18 protein-coding genes and 1 pseudogene are annotated in these 24,918 nt (G+C 72.8%); 13 read left to right on the top strand and 6 right to left on the bottom strand.

Translation table 11 applies throughout. From position 1 onward, the window contains the following. Positions 1-155 precede the first annotated feature (155 nt). Positions 156-1,226: a WD40/YVTN/BNR-like repeat-containing protein gene (locus tag ACIP93_RS16310; RefSeq protein WP_401759757.1), complete on the bottom strand. Its 1,071-nt coding sequence runs from the start codon at positions 1,224-1,226 to the stop codon at positions 156-158. A 100-nt stretch (positions 1,227-1,326) separates the two neighbouring features. On the opposite strand from ACIP93_RS16310, the pseudogene ACIP93_RS16305 reads away from it, so the two are divergent. The 5 genes and pseudogenes from ACIP93_RS16305 to ACIP93_RS16285 form a co-directional block, all read left to right on the top strand. Further along, positions 1,327-1,655, top strand: a pseudogene (locus ACIP93_RS16305) (GNAT family N-acetyltransferase); the annotation flags it as partial. A gap of 18 nt (positions 1,656-1,673) precedes the next feature. Further along, on the top strand, positions 1,674-2,126 hold the full coding sequence (locus ACIP93_RS16300) for a (4Fe-4S)-binding protein (RefSeq protein ID WP_401759750.1): 453 nt from the start codon (positions 1,674-1,676) through the stop codon (positions 2,124-2,126). A gap of 117 nt (positions 2,127-2,243) precedes the next feature. After that, a complete protein-coding gene (locus ACIP93_RS16295) occupies positions 2,244-2,654 on the top strand; it encodes an SsgA family sporulation/cell division regulator (RefSeq protein ID WP_345218606.1) in 411 nt (136 codons plus the stop codon). A gap of 374 nt (positions 2,655-3,028) precedes the next feature. Beyond that, on the top strand, positions 3,029-4,693 hold the full coding sequence (locus ACIP93_RS16290; protein ID WP_401759748.1) for an ABC-F family ATP-binding cassette domain-containing protein: 1,665 nt from the start codon (positions 3,029-3,031) through the stop codon (positions 4,691-4,693). A gap of 121 nt (positions 4,694-4,814) precedes the next feature. After that, on the top strand, positions 4,815-7,085 hold the full coding sequence (locus ACIP93_RS16285; RefSeq protein WP_401759292.1) for an ATP-binding cassette domain-containing protein: 2,271 nt from the start codon (positions 4,815-4,817) through the stop codon (positions 7,083-7,085). Here the strand turns inward: ACIP93_RS16285 and ACIP93_RS16280 are convergent. Beyond that, positions 7,082-7,771: a FadR/GntR family transcriptional regulator gene (locus ACIP93_RS16280; protein WP_401759290.1), complete on the bottom strand. Its 690-nt coding sequence runs from the start codon at positions 7,769-7,771 to the stop codon at positions 7,082-7,084. The two genes, ACIP93_RS16285 and ACIP93_RS16280, sit on opposite strands and share 4 nt — an antisense overlap. A 145-nt stretch (positions 7,772-7,916) precedes the next feature. Between ACIP93_RS16280 and leuA the strand changes: the two genes are divergently transcribed. From leuA to ACIP93_RS16255, 5 genes are all read left to right on the top strand, one after another. Beyond that, positions 7,917-9,692, top strand: coding sequence for a 2-isopropylmalate synthase (gene leuA / locus ACIP93_RS16275; RefSeq protein ID WP_401759287.1), 1,776 nt, complete (start codon positions 7,917-7,919; stop codon positions 9,690-9,692). After that, the gene (locus tag ACIP93_RS16270; protein ID WP_401759284.1) at positions 9,689-10,495 is read left to right on the top strand and encodes an ABC transporter ATP-binding protein; all 807 of its coding nucleotides are present in this window, start codon (positions 9,689-9,691) and stop codon (positions 10,493-10,495) included. The genes leuA and ACIP93_RS16270 overlap by 4 nt, the downstream gene beginning before the upstream one ends. Before the next feature lie 150 nt (positions 10,496-10,645). Further along, entirely contained in the window at positions 10,646-11,425 is a 780-nt protein-coding gene (gene ddaH / locus ACIP93_RS16265) for a dimethylargininase (RefSeq protein WP_345218598.1), read from the top strand. 122 nt (positions 11,426-11,547) lie between these two features. Continuing rightward, on the top strand, positions 11,548-12,519 hold the full coding sequence (locus ACIP93_RS16260; protein WP_345218596.1) for an acyl-ACP desaturase: 972 nt from the start codon (positions 11,548-11,550) through the stop codon (positions 12,517-12,519). Between the two features lie 1,033 nt (positions 12,520-13,552). Beyond that, positions 13,553-14,488 carry a chitosanase gene (locus ACIP93_RS16255; RefSeq protein ID WP_345218594.1) on the top strand — a complete coding sequence of 312 codons (936 nt, stop codon included), beginning with the start codon at positions 13,553-13,555 and terminating at the stop codon, positions 14,486-14,488. A 69-nt stretch (positions 14,489-14,557) separates the two neighbouring features. Here the strand turns inward: ACIP93_RS16255 and ACIP93_RS16250 are convergent, their stop codons facing one another. After that, entirely contained in the window at positions 14,558-16,243 is a 1,686-nt protein-coding gene (locus tag ACIP93_RS16250) for a GMC family oxidoreductase (protein ID WP_401759279.1), read from the bottom strand. A gap of 105 nt (positions 16,244-16,348) precedes the next feature. Continuing rightward, a complete protein-coding gene (locus ACIP93_RS16245; protein ID WP_401759277.1) occupies positions 16,349-16,633 on the bottom strand; it encodes a WhiB family transcriptional regulator in 285 nt (94 codons plus the stop codon). A 489-nt stretch (positions 16,634-17,122) separates the two neighbouring features. Between ACIP93_RS16245 and ACIP93_RS16240 the strand changes: the two genes are divergently transcribed. Then, positions 17,123-18,544, top strand: a complete 1,422-nt coding sequence (locus tag ACIP93_RS16240) for an FAD-dependent oxidoreductase (RefSeq protein WP_401759274.1) — start codon at positions 17,123-17,125, stop codon at positions 18,542-18,544. On the opposite strand, the gene ACIP93_RS16235 is transcribed toward ACIP93_RS16240, so the two are convergent. Continuing rightward, positions 18,541-19,635: an ATP-dependent DNA ligase gene (locus ACIP93_RS16235; protein ID WP_401759271.1), complete on the bottom strand. Its 1,095-nt coding sequence runs from the start codon at positions 19,633-19,635 to the stop codon at positions 18,541-18,543. The genes ACIP93_RS16240 and ACIP93_RS16235 overlap by 4 nt on opposite strands. 93 nt (positions 19,636-19,728) lie before the next feature. Here ACIP93_RS16235 and ligD point away from each other — a divergent pair, with 93 nt between their 5' ends. Both ligD and ACIP93_RS16225 read left to right on the top strand, forming a co-directional pair. Continuing rightward, positions 19,729-20,766: a non-homologous end-joining DNA ligase gene (gene ligD, locus ACIP93_RS16230; RefSeq protein ID WP_401759268.1), complete on the top strand. Its 1,038-nt coding sequence runs from the start codon at positions 19,729-19,731 to the stop codon at positions 20,764-20,766. After that, a complete protein-coding gene (locus ACIP93_RS16225; RefSeq protein ID WP_401759265.1) occupies positions 20,763-21,911 on the top strand; it encodes an ABC transporter permease in 1,149 nt (382 codons plus the stop codon). Before ligD ends, ACIP93_RS16225 begins: the two co-directional genes overlap by 4 nt. Before the next feature lie 688 nt (positions 21,912-22,599). On the opposite strand, the gene ACIP93_RS16220 is transcribed toward ACIP93_RS16225, so the two are convergent. Beyond that, positions 22,600-24,831, bottom strand: coding sequence for a glycoside hydrolase family 3 N-terminal domain-containing protein (locus ACIP93_RS16220; protein ID WP_401759262.1), 2,232 nt, complete (start codon positions 24,829-24,831; stop codon positions 22,600-22,602). Positions 24,832-24,918: the final 87 nt, after the last annotated feature.

Genomic DNA, 24,918 nt, shown 5'->3' with positions numbered 1-24,918 from the left:
GCGCGGGGCTGCGTCGAGGTGCGGCTCCGCCGCGCGGGCGCGGCCGGCCACCGCGCACCCGCACGAAAACCCGGGCCCCGCAGGGTTACGGGAAGGGGCGGGGAGGGGGAAACCCGCCCCGCCCCGCGCCCAGCGGCCCCGGGCCCGTCACCCGGTCAGAACTCCAGCCGGGCGACCCTCCCCTTCTCCCCCGAAGCCCAGCACCCGAAGTCCGCCGTGCACGACACCGTGTCGAAGGAACCGGCGTCGATCTTCCGCCACGACCGCCCCGCGTTGAGCGTGACGTCCGTGCCCGTCGGCCCCACCGCCAGCGCGACCGCGCGCGAGTGCGGCAGCCAGGCGACCCCCGAGCGGTACTCGGCCGGCGGCACCGCGGACGCCTTCCACGTGCGTCCGCCGTCCCCGGTGAGCGCGGCAGCCCGCGGCGACGGCTGGCCGGCCCGGTAGTCGCCGCCGACCGCGATCCCGTGCTCGCGGTCGCGGAAGGCCAGTCCGAAGACGCCGCGCGCCGGGTCCCCCGCCGGAATGGACACCTCCGCGGCCTTCCAGGTCAGGCCCCGGTCGGCGGAGTGCAGCACCCGGCCGCGCGGGCCCCCGCCGGTGGCCAGCCACACGTCCCGCGGGCCGTTGCTCACCAGGCACTGGCCCGACGCCGCGAAGCCCGCCTCGCCGGGCAGGGCCTCCGGCATGCCCTTGTTCGGCAGGACCTTCCAGGACCTGCCGCCGTCGGCGGTCGACAGGATGCGGTACTTGCCGTCGACCGGGTCGCTCATCGCCAGCCCGTTGCGGCTGTCGAAGAAGGTGAGGCAGTCGTAGAAGGCCTTCGGGTCGGGGTTGCGGAAGGTCTCCGTCCAGGTGCGCCCGCCGTCCTCGGTGCGGTACGTCCGCGAGGCCTCCCCCTCGCCGATCGCGAGCACCACCGCACGCCGCCCGTCGAACGCCTCGATGTCCCGGAACTCCAGCTCGCCCGCCCCCGGCGGAGAGACGTCGCGCCAGCTACGGCCCCCGTCGGCGGTGCGCAGCACGGTGCCCTTGGAGCCCGCCACCCACGCCGTGCGCCGGTCCACCGCGGCCAGGCCCCGGAACCGTACGTCCGTCACGCCCGTGTCCCCCAGCCGCCATCCGGCGGGCGACTGCGCCCGGTCCGCCGGGGCCGGCGGTGCGGCCTGCGCGGGAACGGAGCCCAGTGCCGCGGCCACCGCCGCCACGCTCAGTCCCACGGCCATCATGCGTCTCGTCTTCCCCATACCCCTCATGGCGCTGGAAGCTAGCCCACCGGACTGCCGTCGTCCAGAGTGCGGGCCGGGGCGGCCGTTCCTGTGGTGGATGCAGAGCCGAGGGGGCGATGGCACGGCGGTCGACGTGGTGGACGCCCCGGAGTCCGGGCGGCACGGGGCCCGGGTCGACGGCGCGGAGGAGCTCGCGGGCATCGCGCAGTACCTCCATACGCCCGAACTGATCGCCTTCGTGCACACCGAGGTCGAGCCCGCCCACGAGGGCCGGGGCGTCGGCGGCGCGCTCGCCCGGGCGTCGCTGGACGCGGCACGGGCCGAGGGGCTTCGCGTGCGGCCGTCCGCCCCTTCTCCGCGGGCCGGCTCCGGCGCCGTCCGGAGTACGCGGACCTGCTCTACCAGAGCCGCAGCTCGGTCGCGGACCGAGGAGGCGCGCGACCCGTGGGCGAACGGACGCCGCAGGAGCGGGAGCACCGGGGCGAGCGTGCGCAGCCGGTCGAGAAGGAGTACCGGGGCGAGCAGGTGGACGTCACCTTCCGGCCCGGCCGCTGTCTGCACGCCGCCGAGTGCGTGCGCGGGCTGCCGGAGGTCTTCGACCTGCGGAAGCGTCCCTGGGGCACGCCGGACGCGGCGGCCCCCGAGCAGGTCGCCGAGGTGATCCGGCGGTGTCCGGGCGGGGCGCTGCGGTACCGGCTGCGGAACGGGCCGCCCGAGGCGGCCGAGCACCCCGCGGTGATCACCCGCGACGGGTTGGGGCAGTTGTTCGTCAGGGGAGATCTGAGGGTGGTCGATTCACAGGGTCCCCACGACGAGACACGGGTGATGCTGTGTGGCTGCGGTGCCAGCGGGAACCAGCCGTATTGCGACCACGCAGGTGTCTGCGGCACGACGTGATCAGGCAGAGCCGGTGTGGGTGATGCAGGTCACGCCTGGTTCGTGTGCACGGATTCGCGCGTTCCGGCGTCTTTTCGGACGGCAGGACGCATCCACCGAGCATGAGAGGTGCTGGCCTTGTCCACCGTCATTGAGCAGGCCGTACAGGCCCGTCTGATTTCTTCCGCGCCACAGCTGGAGAACGTCCCCGCGACGCTCAGCTACCACCGCGCCGACCCGTTTGCCGTGCACATGACCTTCCCGCCCCCGGCGACGCTGGAGGGCGTCGAGGTGGTGTGGATCTTCGCGCGGGAACTGCTGGCCGCCGGGCTCGACGAGCCGGCCGGTGTCGGCGACGTACAACTGCGCCCCTACGGCTACGGGCGGACCGTGCTGGAACTGCACGCCACGGAGGGCGTGGCCATGGTCCACATCCGCACGGCCGAGCTGCGGCGCTTCCTGCAGCAGACGCAGGAGCTGGTGCCGGCCGGTTCCGAGCACCTCCATCTCGACGTGGACCAGGATCTGGCACAGCTCCTCAGCAGGTGAGGGACCGCGTGGTCATGCCGTTCGCCGCAAGAAGCACTCTGTTAACCGTTTGCGTCCGCCGAGGGGCGGGCGTACCGTTCGTTTCGCCCTGTTGTCGTCGAACGGAGAAGGACGTTGCTCGTCTGAGGTCTGGGACACCGTGCCGCGAGGCAGCCACCCATGCGTGGTCTGCGATCCTCCGCGTGCCGCGTGCGACCTCGGCGTTCGAGCCGTCAGCTCCGCTTCAGGGCCTCTCTGCGCAGTTCGTGATCTCTTGAGACCTCTTGGGATTTCCTGAGCCCTTGCTGCGCCATGGCCCCCGATCCGAGGTCTTCGCGTCCTGCCGGTGTCTCCACCAGTTGCTCCGCACCACCCACCGCAACCTGGAGGCCCTTTTGTCCACCCACCCCTCGCCCGCGCAGCCGCAGAGCGCGTCGCTGACCGCCACCGGCCTGGTCTTCGCCTGGCCCGACGGCACTCCCGTCTTCGACGACTTCCAGATCGCCGTCGGCCCCGGCCGCACCGGTCTCGTCGGCGTCAACGGGTCGGGCAAGTCCACCCTGCTGAAACTCCTCGCCGGGGAGCTCAGCCCGACCGGCGGCAAGGTCAAGGCCGCCGGAAGCATCGGCTACCTGCCGCAGAACCTGGTGCTCGACACCGGGCTCAGGGTCGACGCGGCCCTGGAGATCGCCGGGAAGCGGGCCGCGCTGCACGCCATCGAGGCCGGCGACGCGAGCGAGGCCAACTTCGACGCCGTCGGCGACGACTGGGACGTCGAGGAGCGCGCCCGCGCCACCCTTGACGGCCTCGGCCTCGGCCACATCGGCCTGGACCGCACCATCGGCGAGGTCTCGGGCGGCGAGTCCGTCCTGCTGCGCCTGGCCGCCCTGCTGCTGCGCCGGCCCGACGTGCTGCTGCTCGACGAGCCGACGAACAACCTCGACCGGTACGCCCGGCAGCGGCTGTACGACGCCGTGTCCGCCTGGTCGGGCGTCCTCGTCGTGGTCAGCCACGACCGGGAGCTGCTGGAGCGCGTCGACCAGATCGCCGATCTGCGCGACGGCGAGGTCCGCTGGTACGGAGGCACCTTCTCGCAGTACGAGGAGGCGCTCGCCGTGGAGCAGGAGGCGGCGGAGCGCATGGTGCGCGTCGCCGAGGCCGACGTGCAGAAGCAGAAGCGCGAACTGGCCGACGCCCAGGTCAAGCTGGCCCGCCGCAAGCGGTACGGGCAGAAGATGTACGACCAGAAACGCGAACCGAAGATCGTGATGGGCCTGCGCAAGCGGTCGGCCCAGGAGTCGGCCGGCAAGCACAGGATCATGCACACCGAGAAGCTGAAGGAGGCGCGCGAACGGCTGGGCGATGCCGAGGAGTTGGTGCGCGAGGACGCCGAGATCCGGATCGAACTGCCGTACACGACGGTTCACCCGGGGCGCGGAGTCCTGCGCGTACGGGAACTGGAGATGCCGTACGGGGCGGGCCTGCCCGGTGAGTTCGAGCTGCGCGGCCCCGAGCGGGTGGCGCTGACCGGGCGCAACGGGGCGGGCAAGACGACCCTGCTGCGCACGATCGCGGGGCAGTTGGAGCCGGTGTCGGGCGAGGTGGAGAAGCTGGTCACGACCCGGTTCCTGCCGCAGCGGCTCGACGTGCTGGACGACACGCTGAGCGTCGCGCAGAACGTGGCCCTGCTGGCGCCGAACGCGACGAACAACCTGATCAGGGCGCGGCTCGCCCGCTTCCTGTTCAAGGGCGCGAAGGCGGACCAGGCGGTCGGCACGCTGTCCGGCGGCGAGCGCTTCCGGGCGACGCTGGCGGCCCTGCTGCTGGCCGATCCGGCACCGCAGTTGCTGATGCTGGACGAGCCGACGAACAACCTCGACCTGGCGAGCGTGCGGCAGTTGACGGAGGCGCTGCGGGCGTACGAGGGCGCGCTGATCGTGGCGAGCCACGACGAACCGTTCCTGGAGTCGATCGGGATCACCCGGCGGCTGCACCTGGGGGCGGAGCCGGCGGACGGGCCGGAGCCGGCGGACGAGGAGGAGGCCGCGGTGGCGGAGTGAGAGCGCGAGAGCCCCGGCGCACAGGGCCGGGCTCCGTCGTCGGAGGCGGCGCGGACGCGGAGACGGAATCGGCGGTCATACCCGACAGAAGGTGTCCGGTATAGCTCCTAGCGTCGCTGCCATGGCATCGAACATCGTGGTCACAGGGGCGCGGGAGAACAACCTCCGGGACGTCTCCCTCGCCCTCCCCAAAGGAAAGATCGTCGTCTTCACCGGCGTCTCCGGCTCCGGCAAGTCCTCCGTCGTCTTCGACACGATCGCCGTGGAGTCCCAGCGCCAGCTCAACGAGACCTTCACCTGGTTCATCCGCAACCGGCTGCCGAAGTACGAGCGGCCGTCGGTGGACGCGATCGACGACCTGTCGGTGGCGATCGTCGTCAGTCAGAAGCCGATCGGCGGCAACGTCCGCTCGACGGTCGGCACGATGACCGACATCTACTCGATCGTCCGGGTGCTGTTCTCGCGGTACGGGGTCCCCAGTGCCGGGCCCGCGACCGCCTACTCCTTCAACGACCCGAGCGGCATGTGCCCGGCCTGCGACGGCGTCGGCAAGACCGTGCGCCTGGACCTGGACCGGGCGGTCGACTGGTCGAAGTCGCTGAACGAGGGCGCGCTGCGGGTGCCCGGCTCCTCGGTCGGCAGCTGGCAGTGGAAGCTGTACGCGCACAACGACTTCTTCGATCCCGACAAACCGCTGCACGCCTATACCCGCGAGGAGCGGGAACGCCTGTTGTACGGGGTGCGGGGCGCGGACGGCGCCAAGGTGTCGGTGCGGACGAGGACCGGCACGTTCGAGATGGACTCCGAAGGTCTGGTCAACCGTTTCGAGCGGCTCTTCCTCAAGCGGGACACCGGGTCGTTGTCCGCCGCCTCGCGCGAGGCGGCCGACGCCTTGACGGTCGAGGGCGTGTGCGGGGCGTGCGGAGGGGCGCGGCTGAACGAGGCCGCGCTGAAGTCCCGGATCGACGGGCTGTCCGTGCGGGACTACGTGTCGATGGAGGTCGCGGACCTGGTGGACGTGCTGGCCCGGATCGACGACCCGGTGGCCGCGCCGATCGCGGCGGCCGCCCGGGAGCGGCTGGAACGGCTGGTGGGGATCGGGCTCGGCTACCTGAGCCTGGACAGGGAGACCACGACGCTGTCCGGCGGCGAGGGGCAGCGGCTCAAGATGGTGCGACACCTGGGGAGTTCGCTGACCGGGCTGACGTACATCTTCGACGAGCCGAGCGTGGGGCTGCATCCGCGCGACGTGGGCCGGCTCAACGACCTGCTGGTGCGGCTGCGGGACAAGGGCAACACCGTCCTGGTCGTCGAGCACGACCCGGACGTGATCGCGGTCGCCGACCACGTCGTGGACATCGGTCCGGGTGCGGGCGTCGACGGCGGGCTGGTGGTCTTTGAGGGGCCGGTGGCCGGGCTGCGGGAGGCGGACACACTGACGGGCAGGTGCCTGCGGCGGCGGACCCCGCTGAAGGAGACGTTCCGCTCCCCCGCCGGGTGGCTGCCGGTCACCGGGGCCGAGCTGCACAACCTCAAGGGGGTCGACACCGCGTTCCCGACCGGCGTGCTGACGGTGGTGACGGGCGTGGCGGGTTCGGGGAAGTCGACCCTGGTGTCGGAGGTGTTCACGGCCGGGCACCCGGAGGCGGTCGTCATCGACCAGGGGGCGATCGGGGTGTCGTCCCGGTCCACCCCGGCGACGTACGTCGGCATCATGGACACGATCCGCCGGCTGTTCGCGCAGGAGAACGGGGTGAGCGCGGCGCTCTTCTCGTTCAACTCGACCGGCGCGTGCGGCAATTGCGCGGGACGCGGGGTCCTGTCGACCGACCTCGCCTTCATGGACCCGGTGACGACGGTGTGTCCGCGGTGCGAGGGGCGGCGGTTCGACGCGGAGGTGCTGGAGTACCGGCTCGGCGGCAGGTCGATCGTGGACGTGCTGGAGATGCCGGTGGACCGGGCGCGGACGTTCTTCGAAGATGCCTCGGTGGTACGGAAGCTGGACACGCTGCACGAGGTCGGGCTCGGGTACCTCTCGCTCGGACAGCCGCTCAGCTCGCTGTCCGGCGGCGAGCGGCAGCGCATCAAGCTGGCGACGCAACTGCACCGCACGGGCAGCGTGTACGTGCTGGACGAGCCGACGACCGGGCTGCACATGGCGGACGTCGACACCCTGGTCGCCCTCCTGGACCGGCTGGTCGACGCGGGGAACTCGGTGATCTGCGTCGAGCACAACCTGGACGTGGTCAAGCGCGCGGACTGGGTGATCGACCTGGGCCCGGACGGCGGCAAGCACGGCGGCGAGATCGTCTTCGAGGGGACGCCCCTGGACCTGATGGAGCATCAGGGTTCGTTCACGGCGGCCCACCTGCGGCGGGACCTGAGCGCCTAGAGCGCGCGGAGCCGTGCCTGTGTGCCCGCCAGTTCCGCCTGGAGGGCACGCCCGGCCGCGTCCGCGTCCCCGCGCACCACGGCCTCGACGAGCTCCTCGTGTCCCGCCTCCCCGCAGCCCCGGTCCTCCTCGCGCAGCCCCGTCAGTTCGACCATGTCGATCAGCCCGGCCCGCAGCACCGGCCGGAACTCGGCGAACAGCGAGCCCAGGACGGGGTTGTGCGCGGCGTCGACCACCACGGCGTGCAGGTCGATGTCCGCGTCCACGAACGCCGCGTCCGCCCCCGGCACGGCCGCCCGGCGCGCCCGCATCGCCGCACGGAGCGCGGTGACGTCGTCCGGGGTGCGGCGCTCGGCGGCCAGGCGGGCGGCCTGGACCTCGACCAGCATCCTGACCTCGTACACATCGGTGATCTCCGCCCGGCGCAGCCGGGTCGGCCAGTCCTCCTCGGGCTCGGTGGCGAGGACGAAGACGCCGGAGCCCTGGCGGGCCCTCAGCAGCCCCGCCTCGGAGAGGGCGCGCAGCGCCTCGCGGACGGTGGAGCGGCCCACGCCGAGCGTCTTGGCGAGGGTCGTCTCGCCCGGGATCTTGCTGCCGACGGGCCAGTGGCCGCCGGTGATCTGCTCGCGGAGCTGCGCGATGGCCTGTTCCACCAGGGGGGTCGGGCGGAGGGAGCCGAGCGGCATGAGTTTCACCTGTCAGGTTGTCTGAGGACTTGCGGTGTGGTTAGTGTAGCCGCCATGCGCTTCTGCGGTCTTCTTCTCGGCTGCCGCGGCGGGGTCTGAAGCCGACCGGCGCCCCGCCGCGGGGTGCCGTGCTGCCGGTCGGTCCATGGATCTACCGGACGACCTGAGGAAGACGCCTCCCGTGCACACCTGGAATCCGCAACGGCCCAGCCCCATGCCCTCGCACCGCTACCGCCCGGCCCATGAGCGCGTCGCCGTGCCGCTCGCCGACGCCGACCGCACCTGGCCCTCCCGCCGGATCGAACGTGCCCCGCTGTGGGTGCCGGTCGATCTGCGCGACGGCAATCAGGCGCTGTCCGAACCGATGGACCCCGTGCGCAAGCACAAGCTGTTCGACCTGCTGGTGGCCATGGGCTACAAGGAGATCGAGATCGGCTACCCGTCCGCGAGCCGCGCCGACTTCGACTTCGTACGCCGTCTGGCGACGAGCGGCGCGGTCCCGGACGACGTGACGACCGTGGTCTTCACGCCCGCCCGCCGCGAGCTGATCGAGCGGACGTTCGCCTCCGTCGAGGGCCTGCCGCACACGGTGGTCCACCTCTACACGGCAACGGCCCCCGTCTGGCGCGACGTCGTGCTGGGCCGGTCGCGCGCGGAGGTGCACGCGCTCATCAGGGAGGCCGCGACGGACATCCTGCGGCTCGCCGAGCGGCGCCCGGACGCGGACATCCGCTTCCAGTTCTCGCCCGAGGTCTTCAACCTCACCGAACCCGACTTCGTCCTGGAGATCTGCAACGGGCTCACCGAGCTGTGGGACGCCTCCCCCGACCGGCCGGTGATCCACAACCTCCCGGCGACCGTCGAGACCGCCACGCCGAACGTGTACGCCGACCAGATCGAGTACCTGCACCGGCACTTGGACCGCCGCGACCGCGTGATCCTGTCCGTTCATCCGCACAACGACCGCGGCACGGGCGTCGCCTGCGCCGAACTCGCCGTACTGGCGGGCGCGCAGCGCGTGGAGGGCTGCCTGTTCGGCAACGGGGAGCGCACCGGCAACGTCGATCTGGTCACCCTCGCACTGAACCTGCACACCCAGGGCGTCGACCCGATGGTCGACTTCTCCGACATCGACGCGGTCCGCGAGGTCGTGGAGCACTGCAACCGGCTGCCGGTGCCCGTCCGCCACCCGTACGCCGGCGACCTCGTGCACACCGCGTTCTCCGGCACCCATCAGGACGCCATCAGCAAGGGTTTCGCGGAGCACGCCCGGCGGGCCGCCGAACAAGGCGTGTCCGGACGCGAACTGCCGTGGTCCGTGCCGTACCTGCCGATCGACCCGGCCGACATCGGACGCTCCTACGAGGCGGTGATCCGGGTCAACAGCCAGTCCGGCAAGGGCGGGATCGCGTACCTGCTGGAGCAGGGGTACGGGATCGACCTGCCGCGCGGCATGCGCCCGGAGTTCGCGAAGACGGTGCAGCGGGCGACGGACGACAGCGGCCGCGAGGCGAGCGCGGAGGAGCTGTGGGAGCTGTTCCGTACGACGTACCTGGACGCCGGGACGGGCGGGGCGGTGGCCGTGCCCTGGTGGGAGACGCGCGAAGTCGCCCCGGGAGAGCACGAGTCGGTGTGCGACATCGCGGTGGACGGCGGGCCGCCGGCCCGCTTCAAGGGGGCCGGGAACGGCCCGGTCGCCGCCTTCACGGCGGCGCTGGCCGAGGCCGGGATCGAGGTGGCGGTGCTCAGCTACTTCGAGCACTCCACGGCCACCGGGCAGGGCAGTCCCGCGGTCGCGTACGTGGAGTGCCGGATCGGCCCGGCGGTCCTGTGGGGCGCGGGCCAGGACACGTCAGTCCTGACGGCCTCGGTCCGGGCCGTCCTCTCAGCAGTCAACCGGGCCCACCAGGAGCGACGGTGACGCTGCCTCAGATCGTTCTGCGGGCCGAGCACGTCGACTTCGTGCGCGACGGCACTTCCCTGCTGTCCGACATCTCGCTGACCGTCCGTCCGGGCGAGCACTGGGCCCTGCTCGGCGCGAACGGGGCCGGCAAGACCACCCTGCTGCGACTGCTCGGCGCGCTCGCGCACCCGACCCGGGGGCGCGTGGAGGTCCTGGGGCACGAGCTGGGCCGCATCGACGTGCGCGAGCTGCGTTCGTACGTCGGGCACGTCGACCCGCGCCATCCGCTGAGGTCGCCGCTGCGGGTACGGGACGTGGTCCTGACGGGGATCACCAACTCCGTCGAGCCGGTACCGCGCCGGCGGCCCACCGGGGAGCAGGAACGGTACGCGGACCGCCTCCTCGCGCTGCTCGGGCTGACGGAGCGCGGGCGGGCGCGCTGGCCGACGCTGTCGCAGGGCGAGCGGGGCCGGGCCCTGGTCGCGCGTGCCCTGATGCCCAGCCCGCGCCTGTTGCTGCTCGACGAACCGGCGACCGGGCTCGACCTGGTGGGGCGTGAGCAACTCGTCGACCGGCTCGACGCGTTGGGCACGAGCCGTCCGGACCTGGCGTCGGTCCTGGTGACCCATCACCTGGAGGAGCTGCCCTCGGGGACCACGCACGCGATGCTGCTGCGGGACGGTGTGTGTCTGGCCTCCGGCCCCGTCCGGGAGGTACTGACCGACGGCCTGGTCAGCGCGTGCTTCGCGCATCCGGTGCGCCTGCGGCGCGACGAGGGCCGGTGGAGCGTACGGACGCGGCGCGGGCCGGGCGCCGGCTGACGCGCCGCTCCCTCCGGGCGCGGGCCCGTCGTTCGCCGCGTTCGATACGTTCGAGTGGCGGGCCCGTTCGTTCGTCCCCGGGTCCGGTGACTTTCGCCGCGCATACGCCCCGTATGCGCCATCTGTCCGCCACGTACCGGGAGTTGTCCCATGCCCAGCAAGAAGGCCCTTGTCCGCCGTCCGAGCCCGCGTCTCGCCGAAGGGCTGGTGACGCACGTCGAACGGCAGCCGGTCGACGGGGAACTGGCGCTCGCCCAGTGGGAGGCCTACGGGGCGGCGCTGCGCGCCCACGGCTGGCAGACCGTGGAGGTGGACCCGGCCGACGACTGCCCGGACGGGGTGTTCGTCGAGGACACGGTGGTGATGTTCCGCAACGTCGCGCTCGTCGGGCGGTCGGGGGCCGCGCGCCGCAGGCAGGAGACGCCCGCCGTGCGGGACGTGCTGGTGGAGCGGCTGGGCTGCTCGGTGAACCGGGTCCGCGAGCCCGGGACGCTGGACGGCGGGGACGTCCTGAAGGTGGGCGACACCGTGTACGTGGGGCGAGGGGGGCGGACCAACGCGGAGGGGGTGCGTCAGCTCCGGGCCGCGTTCGAGCCGCTCGGCGCACGGGTCGTGGCGGTGCCCGTCAGCCGGGTGCTGCACCTGAAGTCGGCGGTGACCGCGCTGCCCGACGGGACGGTCGTCGGGTACGAGCCGCTGGTGGACAGCCCGGCGGCCTTTCCGCGCTTCCTGGCCGTGCCGGAGGAGGCCGGGGCGCATGTGGTCGTGCTCGACGGGAACTCGGTGTTGACGGCGGCGAGCGCTCCCAGGTCGGCCGAACTGTTCGCGGATCTCGGTTTCACACCCGTACCGGTGGACATCAGCGAGTTCGAAAAGCTGGAGGGGTGCGTGACATGTCTCTCGGTGCGACTGCGCGACCTGCACACATAACGGGGTGTAGCGGGACGCAACGGACGGGGACTTGGCTCAGCGCTCACGCCGCGCTTAACCTACGGTCTCGTAACCTACGAAGCCGTAGGTAATTGCTTTCGTCCCCACCCCCTGGAGTACCCGTGACGATCACCTCTCCCCATCTCGGCAGCTCGGAGGCGTGGACCGACGCCAAGCTGCTGTTCGCACTGGAAGAGGTGGTGGAAAAGGAACTCAACCGCCACCTGAAGGTCACCAAGGACTGGATGCCCCACGAGTACGTCCCGTGGAGCGACGGCCGCAACTTCCCCGGGTTCTTCGAGGACGGGGAGAAGTGGGAGCCGGAGCAGTCCAAGGTGACCGACATCGGCAAGATCGCGCTCGTCGTGAACCTGCTGACCGAGGACAACCTGCCCAGCTACCACCACGAGATCGCCTCCCTCTTCGGCCGCGACGGCGCCTGGGGCACCTGGGTGCACCGCTGGACCGCCGAGGAGGGCCGGCACGGCATCGTCATGCGTGACTACCTGCTCGCGTCGCGGGCGGTGGACCCGGACAAGCTGGAGCAGTTCCGGATGGCGCACATGAGCGAGGGCTTCGAGTCGGACAACCGGCACTCGATGCTGCACTCGGTCGCGTACGTGGCCTTCCAGGAACTGGCCACCCGGATCTCGCACCGGAACACCGGCCACCAGTCCGGGGACCCGGTGTGCGACCGGATGCTGGCGCGGATCGCGACGGACGAGAACCTGCACATGGTCTTCTACCGGAACCTGCTGGGGGCCGCCTTCCAGCTCGCGCCGGACCTGACCATGCAGGCCGTGCGGGACGTGGTCGTCAACTTCCGGATGCCCGGGCACGGGATGCCGGGCTTCGAGCGGGCTGCCGCGCAGATGGCGATCGGCGGGGTGTACAACATCCGCATCCACCACGACGACGTGATCCAGCCGGTGCTGAGGTTCCTGAAGGTGCTGGACATCGACGGGCTCGGGGCGGAGGGGCTGAAGGCGCAGGAGGAGCTGGGGCTGTACATGAGCGGGCTGGACTCGGAGGCGAAGAAGTTCGACGAGAAGCTCGCGGCGAGGCTGGCCCGCCGGGCGGCTCGCGGCCTCTGAGCCCTGGCTCCGCCCTCTCCCCCGGGCCCGGTGGGCGGCGGCACCGGCGCGCCGCCCACCGCTTCCGGCCTCCGGCTCCGCCCCTCCCCAGATTCCGGCGGGCGACGCACCCTCCTGCCCCCTCGGCACTGCGGCCGCCTCCCCTCGGCACGGCCGCCGCCTCCCTTTTCTCCTGGGGTGGCGGCGGCCGCCCTCCCCCGCTCCCTCTCCTTGGGCTCTGCAGCTCCCTCCCCCCCGCTCCCTCTGGGCTCCGCAGCCGCCCGCCACCCCCCGCTCCCTTGCGCGACGAGGCCGCCCGCCACCCCCGTCCCCTTGGGCGTCACCGCCGCCCTTCCCGTTTCCCCCGTCCCCTTGGGCGACGGGGCCGCCCCAAGGGGGCGAGGGGGGTACCCCCTGCTCGAGCGAAGCCGAGAGCTTGGGGGAGGGCGGGCAAGGGGGCGGCCCCTCCCGCTCCCGGTCCGCCCGGGTGCCGCCCCCTGCGTGAGCGCCTGCGCCGGACGCCCGACCCCGCCAAGGCCGTGAGCTCAGCCCCGGCACCGGACGCGCCAGCCCCGCCCGGCTCGGGCAGGAGAGGCCCCGGACCCGCCCCTCCACCTAAAGCGCTCGCCGCGCGGCCAAGGGGAACGGTTCCCGTGCAGATCCGTCGTGGCTGGGCGCGCAGTTCCCCGCGCCCCTGGAGGGGCGTGCCTCCGGTGGGAAATGGGCAGGCGTGTCGTGCGTGTGGGTGCGTAACGATCTGGGCGTGGCGCCGGCCCCCGGGCACGGCCTGCCGGGGGCGCGATCCGGTACCGAGGCCGGCCGGGTGGCCGGAGCCGTGGCCGGCGTGGCAATTGCCTTGAAGGCATGGGGTGTTGGAGAGCGGGCGGGGCACCTTCAGGGCGGGCGTGGGGGTGATGTGCCCCACCGTGCCCCGCCCCGCAGCAGGGCGTATCGGGCGGTCACGCCCCCCGCAGCCGGCCGGCCCCGGCAACGTCGCGGCCCCCGAGGGGGATCTCCTCGCAAGACCACCCCCCGCGCCACGTAATCTGTTCGGGTGAAACCTCTCACCCGTCTAGTCCTCATCGGCGCCCCGGTCGCCATCGTCGCCACCGCGGCGTTCGGCGGCCACCCCAAGGGGGACGACCCGATCTACGTCGATCCCTGGTCCACCGAGACCACCGCCGACGACCCGAAGCCCGACGAGGCGAAGAAGCCCAAGACCGACCAGGAGCTGATAGCCAAGCTGCCTCCGGGTCTCGCCGACCCCCTCCTGAAGGACCGGGCCGCGCAGATCATCTCCACCGCGGAGAACTCGACGAAGCACTGGCAGGGCCAGTACGCGAACATCCGCGACGTCAAGGACGGCAACGGCTACACGGCGGGCGTGATCGGCTTCACCTCCGGTACGCACGACATGCTGCAGCTCATCCAGGACTACACCAAGACCCACCCGGACAACCCGCTGGCCTCCTTCATCCCCGCCCTGCAGAAGGTCGACGGCACCGCCTCGCACGAGGGCCTGGACCCCGGCTTCACTCAGGCGTGGAAGCAGGCGGCGAAGGAGCCGGACTTCGTCAACGCGCAGAACGCGGCCCGCGACAAGTACTACTTCAAGCCCGCGGTCGACCTCGCGAAGATGGACGGCCTGGGCACGCTGGGCCAGTTCATCTACTACGACGCGATGGTCCTGCACGGCCCCGGCGTCGACAAGCGCGGCTTCTACGGCATCCGGGAGACGGCGCGCGCCAAGGTCAAGGCCCCCTCCGAGCTGGGCGGCAAGGGCGACAAGGCGTCGAAGCTGAAGGCCGAGAAGGCGTACCTGAACGCGTTCCTGGACGAGACGCGCGAGGTGCTGCGGACGAAGAAGACGCTCAACGACACCTCGCGGATCGACACGGCGCAGCGGGTGTTCCTCAAGGACGGGAACATGGACCTGAAGCTGCCGCTGAAGTGGAAGATGTACGGGGAAGAGTTCAGCATCACCAACTGACGGGGTCCGGCGTCGGCCGCTGCCGCGGGGCGGCCGTTGCCGAGGGGGCGGGAGCCGGTCCGGGTGCCGTCACCGCCCGGGTGACGACGTTGACTCGCCGGGCGGCCGGACGTGCTCCCGGCGGGCGTCCTCGCGCAGCAGTTCGGCGGCCTTCTCCGCGATGGCGACGGTCGGGGCGTGGGTGTGGCCGCGCGTGATGTTCGGCATCACGGAGGCGTCGGCCACCCGCAGCCCCGCCACTCCCCGCACCCGCAGCCTCGGGTCGGTGACCGACCGCGGGTCGCGGCCCATCCGGCAGGTGCCGGTGGGGTGGTAGAGGGTCTCCAGGGAGCCGCGCAGGGCGGCGGTCAGCTCCGCGTCGTCGACGACGCCCGGGTAGAGCCCCATGGGCCCGCTGGTGTACGGGGCCAGGGCGCGCCCCGCGAAGAGGCCCTCGGCGCGCCGCACGCCGGCCACGATGCGGCGCAGGTCCGAGCCCTCGGGGTCGGTGAGGTAACCCGGCTCGATGCGCGGCGGGGCTTCGGGGTCGGGCCCGGAGAGGGTGATGCGGCCGGTGCTGGCGGGCTGGAGGAGGACGACGCCGATGGTGAGGCCGTGTTCGGCGGGCGGGACGAGCCCGTGCCCGACGAACGGCACCGGGGCGAAGATCAGCTCCAGGTCGGGCGCGTCGACGTCGGGACCGCTGCGCACGAAGGCGACGGCCTCGGCCACGTTGGAGGTCAGCGGGCCGCGCCCGGCGAGGAGGTAACGGGCCAGGTTGGCGGGCGTGTCGGCACCGGTGAGGGTGATCGGGTCGGGGCAGCGCAGGGTGACGGTGGTGGACAGGTGGTCCTGGAGGCGGCGTCCCACCTCGGGCACGGCGACGCGCGGTTCGATGCCGAGGGCGCGCAGTTCGTCCGGGTCGCCGATGCCGGAGTGCAGCAGCAGGTGCGGCGAGCCGACCGCGCCCGCGCTGAGCACGACCTCGCGGCGGACGGTGATCAGGCCCGGCACGCCGTCGGCCTCGACGCCGACCACCCGGTGGGTGCCGGGGGCGAAGCGCAGCCGCCGCACCCGGGTGCCGGTGAACACGTCCAGGTTGGGGCGCCGGCGGGCGGGCCTGAGGTATCCGTCGGCGGCGCTCCAGCGGCTGCCGCGCCGCTGGTTGAGCGGGGTGACGGCGAAGCCGCTGTGGTCGGGGCCGTTCAGCTCGGGCAGTTCGCGCAGCCCGTCCTCGCGGCAGGCGTCGAGGAACGCGCCGGTGAGCGGGCTGGGGTCGCGGGGCGGGGAGACGTGGAGGGGGCCCTCGGTGCCGTACACGGTGCGCGCGGGGGTGGGGCCCGTCCACCGCTCGGCGCGCCGGAAGTACCGTACGAACGCGTCGTACCCCCACTCGTGGCCGGCCGCCTCGCCCCAGGCGTCGTAGTCGTCGCGGTGGCCGCGCACCCACATCATGGCGTTCAGGGACGAGCTGCCGCCGAGCACGTGCCCGCGCGGCCAGTACAACTCCCGCCCGTCCAGGGCCGCTTGTCCGACCGTGCTGAAATTCCAGTCGTACGGGGTCTTGAACAGCCGGGGGAAGGCCGCGGGCATGCGGATCTCCGGCTTGCTGCGGCGGTCCGGACCGCCGGACTCGACGAGTGCGACGCGCACGGTGGGGTCCTCGGAGAGCCGGGCGGCGAGCACGCAGCCCGCCGATCCGGCGCCGACGACGAGGTAGTCGTAGGTGTGCGTGGTGCCCGGCTCCTGCGCGGCGTACGGCTTGCGGCGGCTCAACGCGGCTCCCTGGTACGGCGGTTGCGGACTCGCGTGCCCCGTGGGCACGACATGTACTGCCGGTGCCCCAGCATGACGGTCCGCGCGCCGTGTTACCAGTGGGTACTAGCGGGTTTCCCGGCCGCGGCGCAGCGCGTACCGCTCCTTCTCGGAGAGTCCGCCCCACACGCCGAAGCGTTCGTCGTGGCTGAGGGCGTACTCCAGGCAGGCGGCGCGCATGTCGCAGGCGCCGCAGAGCCGCTTGGCCTCGCGGGTGGAGCTGCCGGGCTCGGGGAAGAAGAACTCGGGCCCGGTCTGGGCGCACAGGGCGCTCTCCTGCCAGGAGATCTCACGGCCGGCGGGAAGGCGGGAGAGCGTACGGCCGGCGGGACGGATGGCGTTGATCGGCATGCGGCACACGCTGCCCGCTCCCGATCAACGTCCGATCAACGCTTGATCAACGGGCCCGCAACGCCCGGCGCGTACGGCCCCCGCCCCGCGACGCCGACGGCCTCGGCCCCCGGAAGACCATTGCGCCGGGCTCCCGCGTTCGTACAGGATTCGCCCATGACCGTAACCCGAAAGGCCGACGCCGCGTAGGCACCGCGGGCGCGCCCGTGTCCGCGCCCGCGCTCCGGCATGCACCGGCCGCCCATGGCGCCGTACCGCTTCTGCTTCGAACACGAGCACTGCCCGTCCGTACGGGTGGGCCTGCCGAAGGCCGACACCTTCGTCCGTACCTCCTGGAGTCTCCGGTGAAGGCGCTCCGCCCCACGGCCGGGGCCGGGCGCGGCGGCGAGTGGGGGGTGGTGGATCTCGCGCGGTGGGACGGTTTCGGGGCGGGCAGGTCCTGGGGAGGTGTCGGGGGTCCGGAACCAACTGCCGCGAGGAGCACCCCACATGACTGATTTCGCAGTGGTCGGCGGCGGTGTCGCGGGGCTGGCGACAGGTCTGCTCCTGGCCCGCCGCGGCCACGCCGTCACCCTCTTCGAGCAGGACGCGCGCGCCCCGAGCGGCGACCTGGACGCCGACTTCTTCGACTGGCCGCGCCCCAGGACCGTCCCGCAGGCGGTGCAGCCGCACACGCTGCTGGGCGCGGCCCGTTCCGTGCTCATCGCCGAACTCCCCGACGTGTACGAGGATTTGCTGCGCCGGGGGGCGGGCGAGTACCGCGAGCTGAGCGTGTACGAGGAGCCGCCGGAGCCCGTCCCCGGCGACGAGGACCTGGTCCTGCTCCTGCCCCGGCGCATCCTCCTGGAGACCGTCCTGTACGACGCGCTGCGCGCGGAACCGGGGGCGGTGCTGCGGTACGGGGAGCCGGTGACGGGCCTGGTCTTCGACGGCGTCGACGCGAGCGGCGTCCCCCGGGTCGCGGGCGTGCGCACGGACGCCGGCCCCTGCCCGGCGGACGTGGTCGTCGACTCGGCGGGGCGCCGGGGCGGCACGGCCGCCTGGCTGGCCGAGGCGGGCGGCCGGCCGCCGGTCGTCGAACGGCATCCCACCGGGCTCGTCTACTACTGCCGCTGGTACCGGCTGCCGGAGGGCGAGGCGCAGGGGCAGCCGGTGGTGGCGAGCGGCTCGTTCGGGGGGTGCGCGGTGTTCCCCGCGGACAACCGGGTGTTCGGGGTGGCGCTGTTCCTGCACGCGGGCGATCCGACGCGGGCGGCGCTGATGGACCCGGACGTCTTCGAGGCGGCGGCCGAGACCTTCCTGCCCGGGGCGAAGCGGCAGGCCCGCCACGCCGCGCCGCTCTCGGGGGTGCTGCCGCTGGCCGGTCTGGAGAACCGCTGGACCTCGCTGGTGGACGAGGAGGGGCCCGTCGTCGCGGGGCTGCTGAACGTGGGCGACAGCTTCACCCACACCAACCCGACCATGGCGCAGGGTATTTCGCTGGCCCTGTGGTCGGCCCGTCGGCTGGCCCACCAGTGCGCCTCCCTGGACCCCTCGACCGCGGAGTTCACCGCCGCGTACCACGCGTGGGCGCTGGACGCGCTCCGTCCGTGGTTCGACGTGCAGGTCGAGACGGACGAGGCCGTCGGCCGCCGCTACGCCGACCGCGCTCCGGTCCCGTCGGCCGGTTTCGCCCGCGAGCGGGCGGCGATGACGGCCTGCGCCGTGACCGACCCGGTGGTGGGCCGGGCCCGTCTGCGGGTCCGCCACCTGCAGACGCTGCCGGCGCAGGCGTACGGCGACGAGGAGGTCCAGCAGCACCTGACGCGCTGGCTGGCCACGAACCCGTCCTGGGAGCCCCGGGCCGAGGGTCCGACCCGGGAGGAGTGGGAGAAGGCCGTCGGCGCCGGGCGGCGGGAGACTGCCGGCTAGGCGCCCGGGTCCCCGGGGGCGGGTCCGGAGGAGCCCAGGGCCTCGGCGAGGTCGTAGCTGACGGGCTCCTCCAGTTGTGCGTACGTGCACCCGGCGGCGTCCCTGTCCGGCCGCCACCTGCGGAACTGCACCGTGTGCCGGAACCTCGTGCCCTGCATGTGGTCGTACGCCACCTCGCAGACCCGCGAGGGGTCCAGGGCGACCCAGGACTGGTCCTTCTGGCCGTTCCACCGGTTCTGGCTCCCCGGCAGCCGGTTCGCCTCGTGCGCGGACTGGTCCTCCCAGGCCGCCCACGGATGCCCGGCGCCCGGCGCGGGCCGCAGCGGCTCCAGTTCCCCGGCCAGCTCCGCCCGTCGCCGCGCGGTGAAGGCGGAGGCCGCCCCGACGTGCTGGAGCACTCCCCCGTCGTCGTACAGCCCCAGCAGCAGCGAACCGACCCCCAGGCCCGGCGTCTTGTGCGGCCGGTACCCGGCCACCACGCAGTCGGCCGTCCGCTCGTGCTTGATCTTGTACATGAGCCGTGCGTCCGGCCGGTACGGAAGGGTGAGCGGCTTCGCCATGATCCCGTCGAGTCCCGCCCCCTCGAACCGTTCGAACCACCGCTCCGCCGTCGCCCGGTCCGTCGTCGCGGGCGCCAGGTGCACCGGCGGCGCCGCCCCCTCCAGCACCTCCACCAGCGTCTTGCGCCGCTGCGCCAGCGGTACGTCGAAGAGCGCGAGGTCCTCCAGGGCGAGCAGGTCGAAGGCGACGAACCTCGCGGGGGTGCGTTCGGCCAGGAGGGTGATGCGGGATTGGGCGGGGTGGATGCGGTCGGAGAGCCGTTCGAAGTCCAGCCGCCCGTCCTGCGCGATCACGATCTCCCCGTCCACCACGCACCGGGCCGGGAGGCCGGCGAGCAGCGCCGGGACCAGTTCCGGGAAGTAGCGGGTCAGGGGCTTTCCGGTGCGGCTGCCGATGACCAGGGCGTCGCCGTCGCGGTGCACGATCGCCCGGAAGCCGTCCCACTTGGCCTCGTACTGCATGCCGGGCGGGATCCTCTTGACCGCCTTGGCCAGCATCGGCTTGACCGGCGGCATGACCGGCAGGTTCATTCGCGGAGGATCGTCGGCATGGGCACCCATGTCCCCGACCCTGCCCGAAACTCCGATATGCGGCATATGCAAGCTCGGCCTACCGTGGCGCACATGGGCAAAGCGGGCGAGGCGATCGAGCTGGATGCGGGAGGGCGGACCGTGCGGCTGTCCAGCCCCGACAAGGTCTACTTCCCCGCACGCGGCTTCACGAAGGCGGACGTGGCCCGCTACTACCTGGCGGTCGCCCCCGGAATCCTGCGCGCGCTGCGCGAACGGCCGACCACCCTGGAGCGCTTCCCGGACGGTGTCGAGGGCGAGTCCTTCTACCAGAAGCACGCCCCGAAGAACGTGCCCGACTGGCTGCCCACGGCCACCGTCACCTTCCCCAGCGGGCGCACCGCCGACGAGATCTGCCCGACCGAGGCGGCCGCGGTGCTGTGGGCGGCGAACCTGGGGACCCTGACCTTCCACCCCTGGCCGGTGCGCCGCGCCGACGTCGACCGCCCCGACGAGCTGCGCATCGACCTGGACCCGCAGCCGGGCACCGACTTCGCGGACGCGGTACGGGCCGCCCACGAGCTGCGCGCGGTGCTGGACGAGCACGGGCTGCGCGGCTGGCCGAAGACGTCGGGCGGCCGGGGCCTGCACGTGTTCGTGCCGATCGAGCCGCGCTGGGACTTCACGACGGTGCGCCGTGCCGCGATCGCGGTGGGCCGCGCGCTGGAACGGCGCATGCCGGACCGGGTGACGACGGCCTGGTGGAAGGAGGAGCGCGGCAGCCGCATCTTCGTCGACTTCAACCAGGCCACCCGCGACCGCACCATGGCCTGCGCCTACTCGATCCGCCCCAAGCCGCACGCCCCGGTGTCGGCGCCGCTGCGCTGGGCGGAGCTGGACGAGGTGCGCCCCGAGGACTTCGACCTGGCCACCATGCCGGTCCGGTTCGCCGAACTGGGCGACGTGCACGCCGACCTGGACGAGCAGGCGTTCGTACTGGACTCCCTGCTGGAGCTGGCGGAACGCGACGAGCGGGACCGCGGGCTCGGCGATCTGCCGTACCCGCCGGACTACCCGAAGATGCCGGGCGAGCCGAAACGGGTCGCGCCGAGCCGTGCCAGGCACGACGGACAGGGAGCGGGAGAGGGATGAGCAGCGAGACACCCGAGCCGGAACGCGCCGCCGGGGCCGCGCACGATCCGTCGCACGAGCCGCACGAGCCGCACGAGCCGCACGAGCCGCACGAGTCGCACGAACGGCACGGCGCGCACGGGCGGGTGCGTACGGGCGCGGAGCGGTGGCAGGCCTTCAAGAAGGGTCCGTTCCTGCCTGCGACGGTGCTGGTCCTCATCCTGGCCGTGGCCGCCGGGCTGTTCGCCGGCTCGTACACGTACACCATGGCCAACCCCAGCCCGCACCACATTCCGGCGGCCGTCGTCGGCGATCCGGCGACGCCGCAGCTCAAGCGGTTCGTGGCGGGACTGGACGAGGCGCTGCCCGGTTCGCTGAAGGTGACGTCGTACGCGACGGAGGCGGCGGCCCGTGAGGCGGTGGAGGAACAGCGCGAGTTCGCGGTGCTGCGGGCCGACGGGCGGAAGGTGGAGCTCGACGTGTCGGGCGCGTCCGGCGCCTCGGTCGCGCAACTGCTCGGGGAGGCCGGGGCGAAGGTGGGCGAGGCGGCCGGGGTGGACGTCGAGGTGAAGGACGTCAAGCCCCTGCAGAAGGGCGACCCGCGCGGGCTCGCCCTCTTCTACATCTCCCTCGCCGCGGTGATCATCGGTTTCGTCGGCGCGATCCAACTGAGCGTGCACGCACGGGGGCTGAATCCGGCCGAACGCATCGCCTTCCACGTCGCGTACTCCCTCACCGGGGCGTTCGCGATCGCGGCGGTGGTGGACTGGCTGCTGGGGGCGCTGGACCTGCCGTTCGTCCAGTCCTGGCTGATCCTGGCGCTGACGATGTTCACGTCGGGGATGGTCTTCACGATGTTCAACACGCTGATGGGGCGCTGGGCGATGCTGCCGACCTGGGGGCTGATGGTCCTGCTGGGCAATCCCTCCTCGGGCGGGGCGGTGTCGTGGCCGCTGCTGCCGTCGGTGCTGGGGCACATCGGGCAGTGGCTGCCGCCGGGGGCGTCGGTGAACGCGCAGCACACGGCGGTCTACTTCCAGGGGCACCAGCACGTGTTCCCGTACGCGGTGCTGGCGGCATGGGCGGTCGGGTCCTGCACGGTCTTCTGGGTCTGGCGGCATCGGCATCCGGGAGGGCGCGAGAAGGGGGCGGCGCATGCCGCGTGAGGCGGTGCGGGGCGGCCCATGCCGCGTGCTGCGACTCGGTCCGGCCCGCGCCGTGTGACGCGCCCCGGACCGCCCCACACCGCGTGACACGCCCCCGGACCGGCCTCCCCTCTTCCCCTTCCCCTTTCCCTGAAGCACCCCCGCCCTCTTGCGCGCCGCAACCCGCCTTCACCCCCGCCCCCTTGCGCTTCGCAGCCCACCTCCACCCCGCCCCCTTGCGCGTCGCAGCCGCCCTACCCCCTTCCCCCCGTTCCCTTGGGCGTCGCAGCCGCCTTGTGCCCCCGCTCCCTTGGGCGACGGGGCCGCCCCAAGGGGGCGGAACGGGCGGGCAAGGGGGCGGCCCCTCCCGCTCCCGGCCTGCCCGGGTGCCGCCCCTGCCCGAGCGCCTGTGCCGGACGCGCGAACCCGCCAAGGCCGAGAGCTCAGCCCCGGCACCGGGACACCCAGCCCCGCCCGGCTCAGGCAGAGAGGCCCCGGACCCGCCCCTTTCCCTAAAGCGCTCGCCGCGCGGCTGTCCAGGGTTCACTGCGGATGCGTCGTGGCTGAGCGCGCAGTTCCCCGCGCCCCTGAAGGGGTGCCACCCCCGGTGGGAACCGTGCGGGAGCGGCATGGTTGCTCGCGCAGTTCCCCGCGCCCCTGGAAGGGCGCCGCGCCCGGCGGGGAAGCGGGCCGGACGGGGTGGGTGGGGTCAGGACACCTCGATCGTGCACGAGGCGCCGACCGTCGAGCTCGACCCCACGAAGAGCTCGATCCCCCCCGGCTCCACCACGAACCGCCCGTCCACCGCGTTCGTCCAGAACCCCAGATCCTCCGCCCCCAGCGAAAAGCGCACATCCGCCGACTCCCCCGCCCCCAGCGCGACCCGCTCGAAGCCCCGCAACCGCCGCACCGGCTGCACCAGCGACGCCACCGGGTCGTGGACGTACAACTGCACGACCTCGTCGCCCGCCACCTCGCCCGTGTTCCGCACGGAGACCTCCATCTCCAGCCGTTCGCCCCGCTTCAGCTCCGCCGCCCCGATCCGCGTGACGCTCGCCCGCGGCTCGCCGATCTCGAAGGTCGTGTAGCTCAGCCCGTACCCGAAGGGGAACTGCGGCGTCCGGTCGACGTCCAGGTAGCCGGTGATGAAGGTGTTGCCGGGGGACTTCGGGTCGTACGGGCGCCCGGTGTTCTCGTGGTTGTAGTGCACCGGGATCTGTCCCACGGTGCGCGGGAAGGACACCGGCAGCTTGCCGCCCGGGTTGACCCTGCCGAACAGCACGTCGGCGACGGCGTTGCCGCCCTCGATGCCGGGGTGCCACGCCTCCAGCACCGCCGACGCGGAATCCACCCAGTTCCCGACCGTCAGCGGCCGTCCGTTCAGCAGCACCACCACGAAGGGGACGCCGGTCGCCGCGACCGCCCGGATCAGTTCCTCCTGGCCTTCCGGCAGCCCGAGGTCACTGCGCGACGCGGCCTCCCCGCTGAGTTTGGCGCCCTCGCCCACCACGACGACCACCACGTCGGCGGCCTTCGTCGCCCCGACCCCGTACGTGACGCGCGCGCCGCGCCCGGCGGCGTCGCGGATTCCGTGCAGCACGGTCACCGGCGGGAACTTCTCCCCGCCCGGCCCCGCCCACGTGCCGTGCAGGTCACGGGAGTCCGCGAACGGACCGACCACCGCCACCGCCTTCCCCGGCGCGATCGGCAGCACCCCGCCCTCGTTCTTCAGCAGCACCATGGACCGGGCGGCCGCCTCGCGCGCGGCCCGGCGCGTCTCGGGCGTCGGCCCGGGAACCGCCTGCGCCTCCCGCACGTACGGGTCGGCGAACAGCCCGAGCGCGTGCTTGAGCCGCAGGACCCGGGCGACCGCGTCGTCGAGCCGCTCCTCCTTGATCCGCCCGTCGGCGAGCAACCGCGCGCCGTGCTCGGCGAGATGGGTGCTGACCATCTCCATGTCGACGCCCGCGTTGAGCGCGATCCGGCCCGCGTCCGCGCCGTCGGCGGCGAATCCGTGCGGGAGGAGTTCGCCCACGCCGTTCCAGTCGCTCACCACGACCCCGTCGAACTCCCAGTCCTCCTTGAGGATTTCGGTGAGGGTGTGCCCGTTGGCGTGCGCGGGGATGCCGCTGAGGGTGTTGAAGGAGGCCATGACGGTGGCGCAGCCCGCGTCGAGGGCGGCCTTGAAGGGCGGCAGGTAGAGGTTGCGCAGCCGGGACTCGGAGACGTCGACCGTGTTGTAGTCGCGGCCGCCCTCCGCCCCGCCGTACGCCACGAAGTGCTTGGCGCAGGCCGCGACGCGGTCCTTCGCCTTCAGACTGTCCGGGCTGGAGCCCTGGTAGCCGCGCGTCTTGGCGGCCGCGAACGCCGCCGTCAGGTACGGGTCCTCGCCGCAGCTCTCGGCGATGCGGCCCCAGCGGGGCTCGTGGGTGACGTCCATCATCGGGGCGAACGTCCAGTGGACGCCCTGCGAGCGGGCCTCCTTCGCCGACACCTCGCCGTCGACCCGGGCGACCTCGGGGTCGAAGGCGGCTGCCTGGGCGAGCGGGATCGGGAAGGTGGTCCAGAAGCCGTGGATGACGTCGAGCCCGAAGACCAGCGGGATGCCGAGCCGGGACTCCTCGACGGCGATGCGTTGCAGCGCGTTGCTGTGCCGGGCGCCGATGATGTTGAGTACGGAACCCAACTCGCCCTTCCTGGCGGCCTGTTCGGCGGCCGCGGTCTGGCTGCCGCCGGGGCCCGTCGCCCCGGTCCAGGAGAGCTGCTGGAGCTGCCCGAGCTTCTCGGCGACGGTCATGCGCCCGATCAGCGCCCGGATCTCCTCCTCGTGCCCGCCGTCCGCCGTCCCGGCAGCCGCCGGTTCCGTCGCCGCCACGGCGGCGGCCCCGCTGCCGGTCATCGCCGCGAGGAAGGTACGCCGTCCCACGCCACCGTCACCCATGTCTTCACCTTTTGAATGAGTCGAACCCGCTGTTTGCCACGAAGGCTCCAGGTAATCACCTCGGAGGGTGCTGCGGCAGGGGGCGGC

Origin of the sequence: Streptomyces sp. NPDC088745 (genome assembly GCF_044751045.1) — a bacterium.
In the GTDB taxonomy this organism is placed as follows: Bacteria; Actinomycetota; Actinomycetes; order Streptomycetales; family Streptomycetaceae; genus Streptomyces; species Streptomyces cremeus.
The sequence above is the reverse complement of the archived record's forward strand: the minus strand, read 5'-3'. Positions and strand labels throughout refer to the sequence as shown.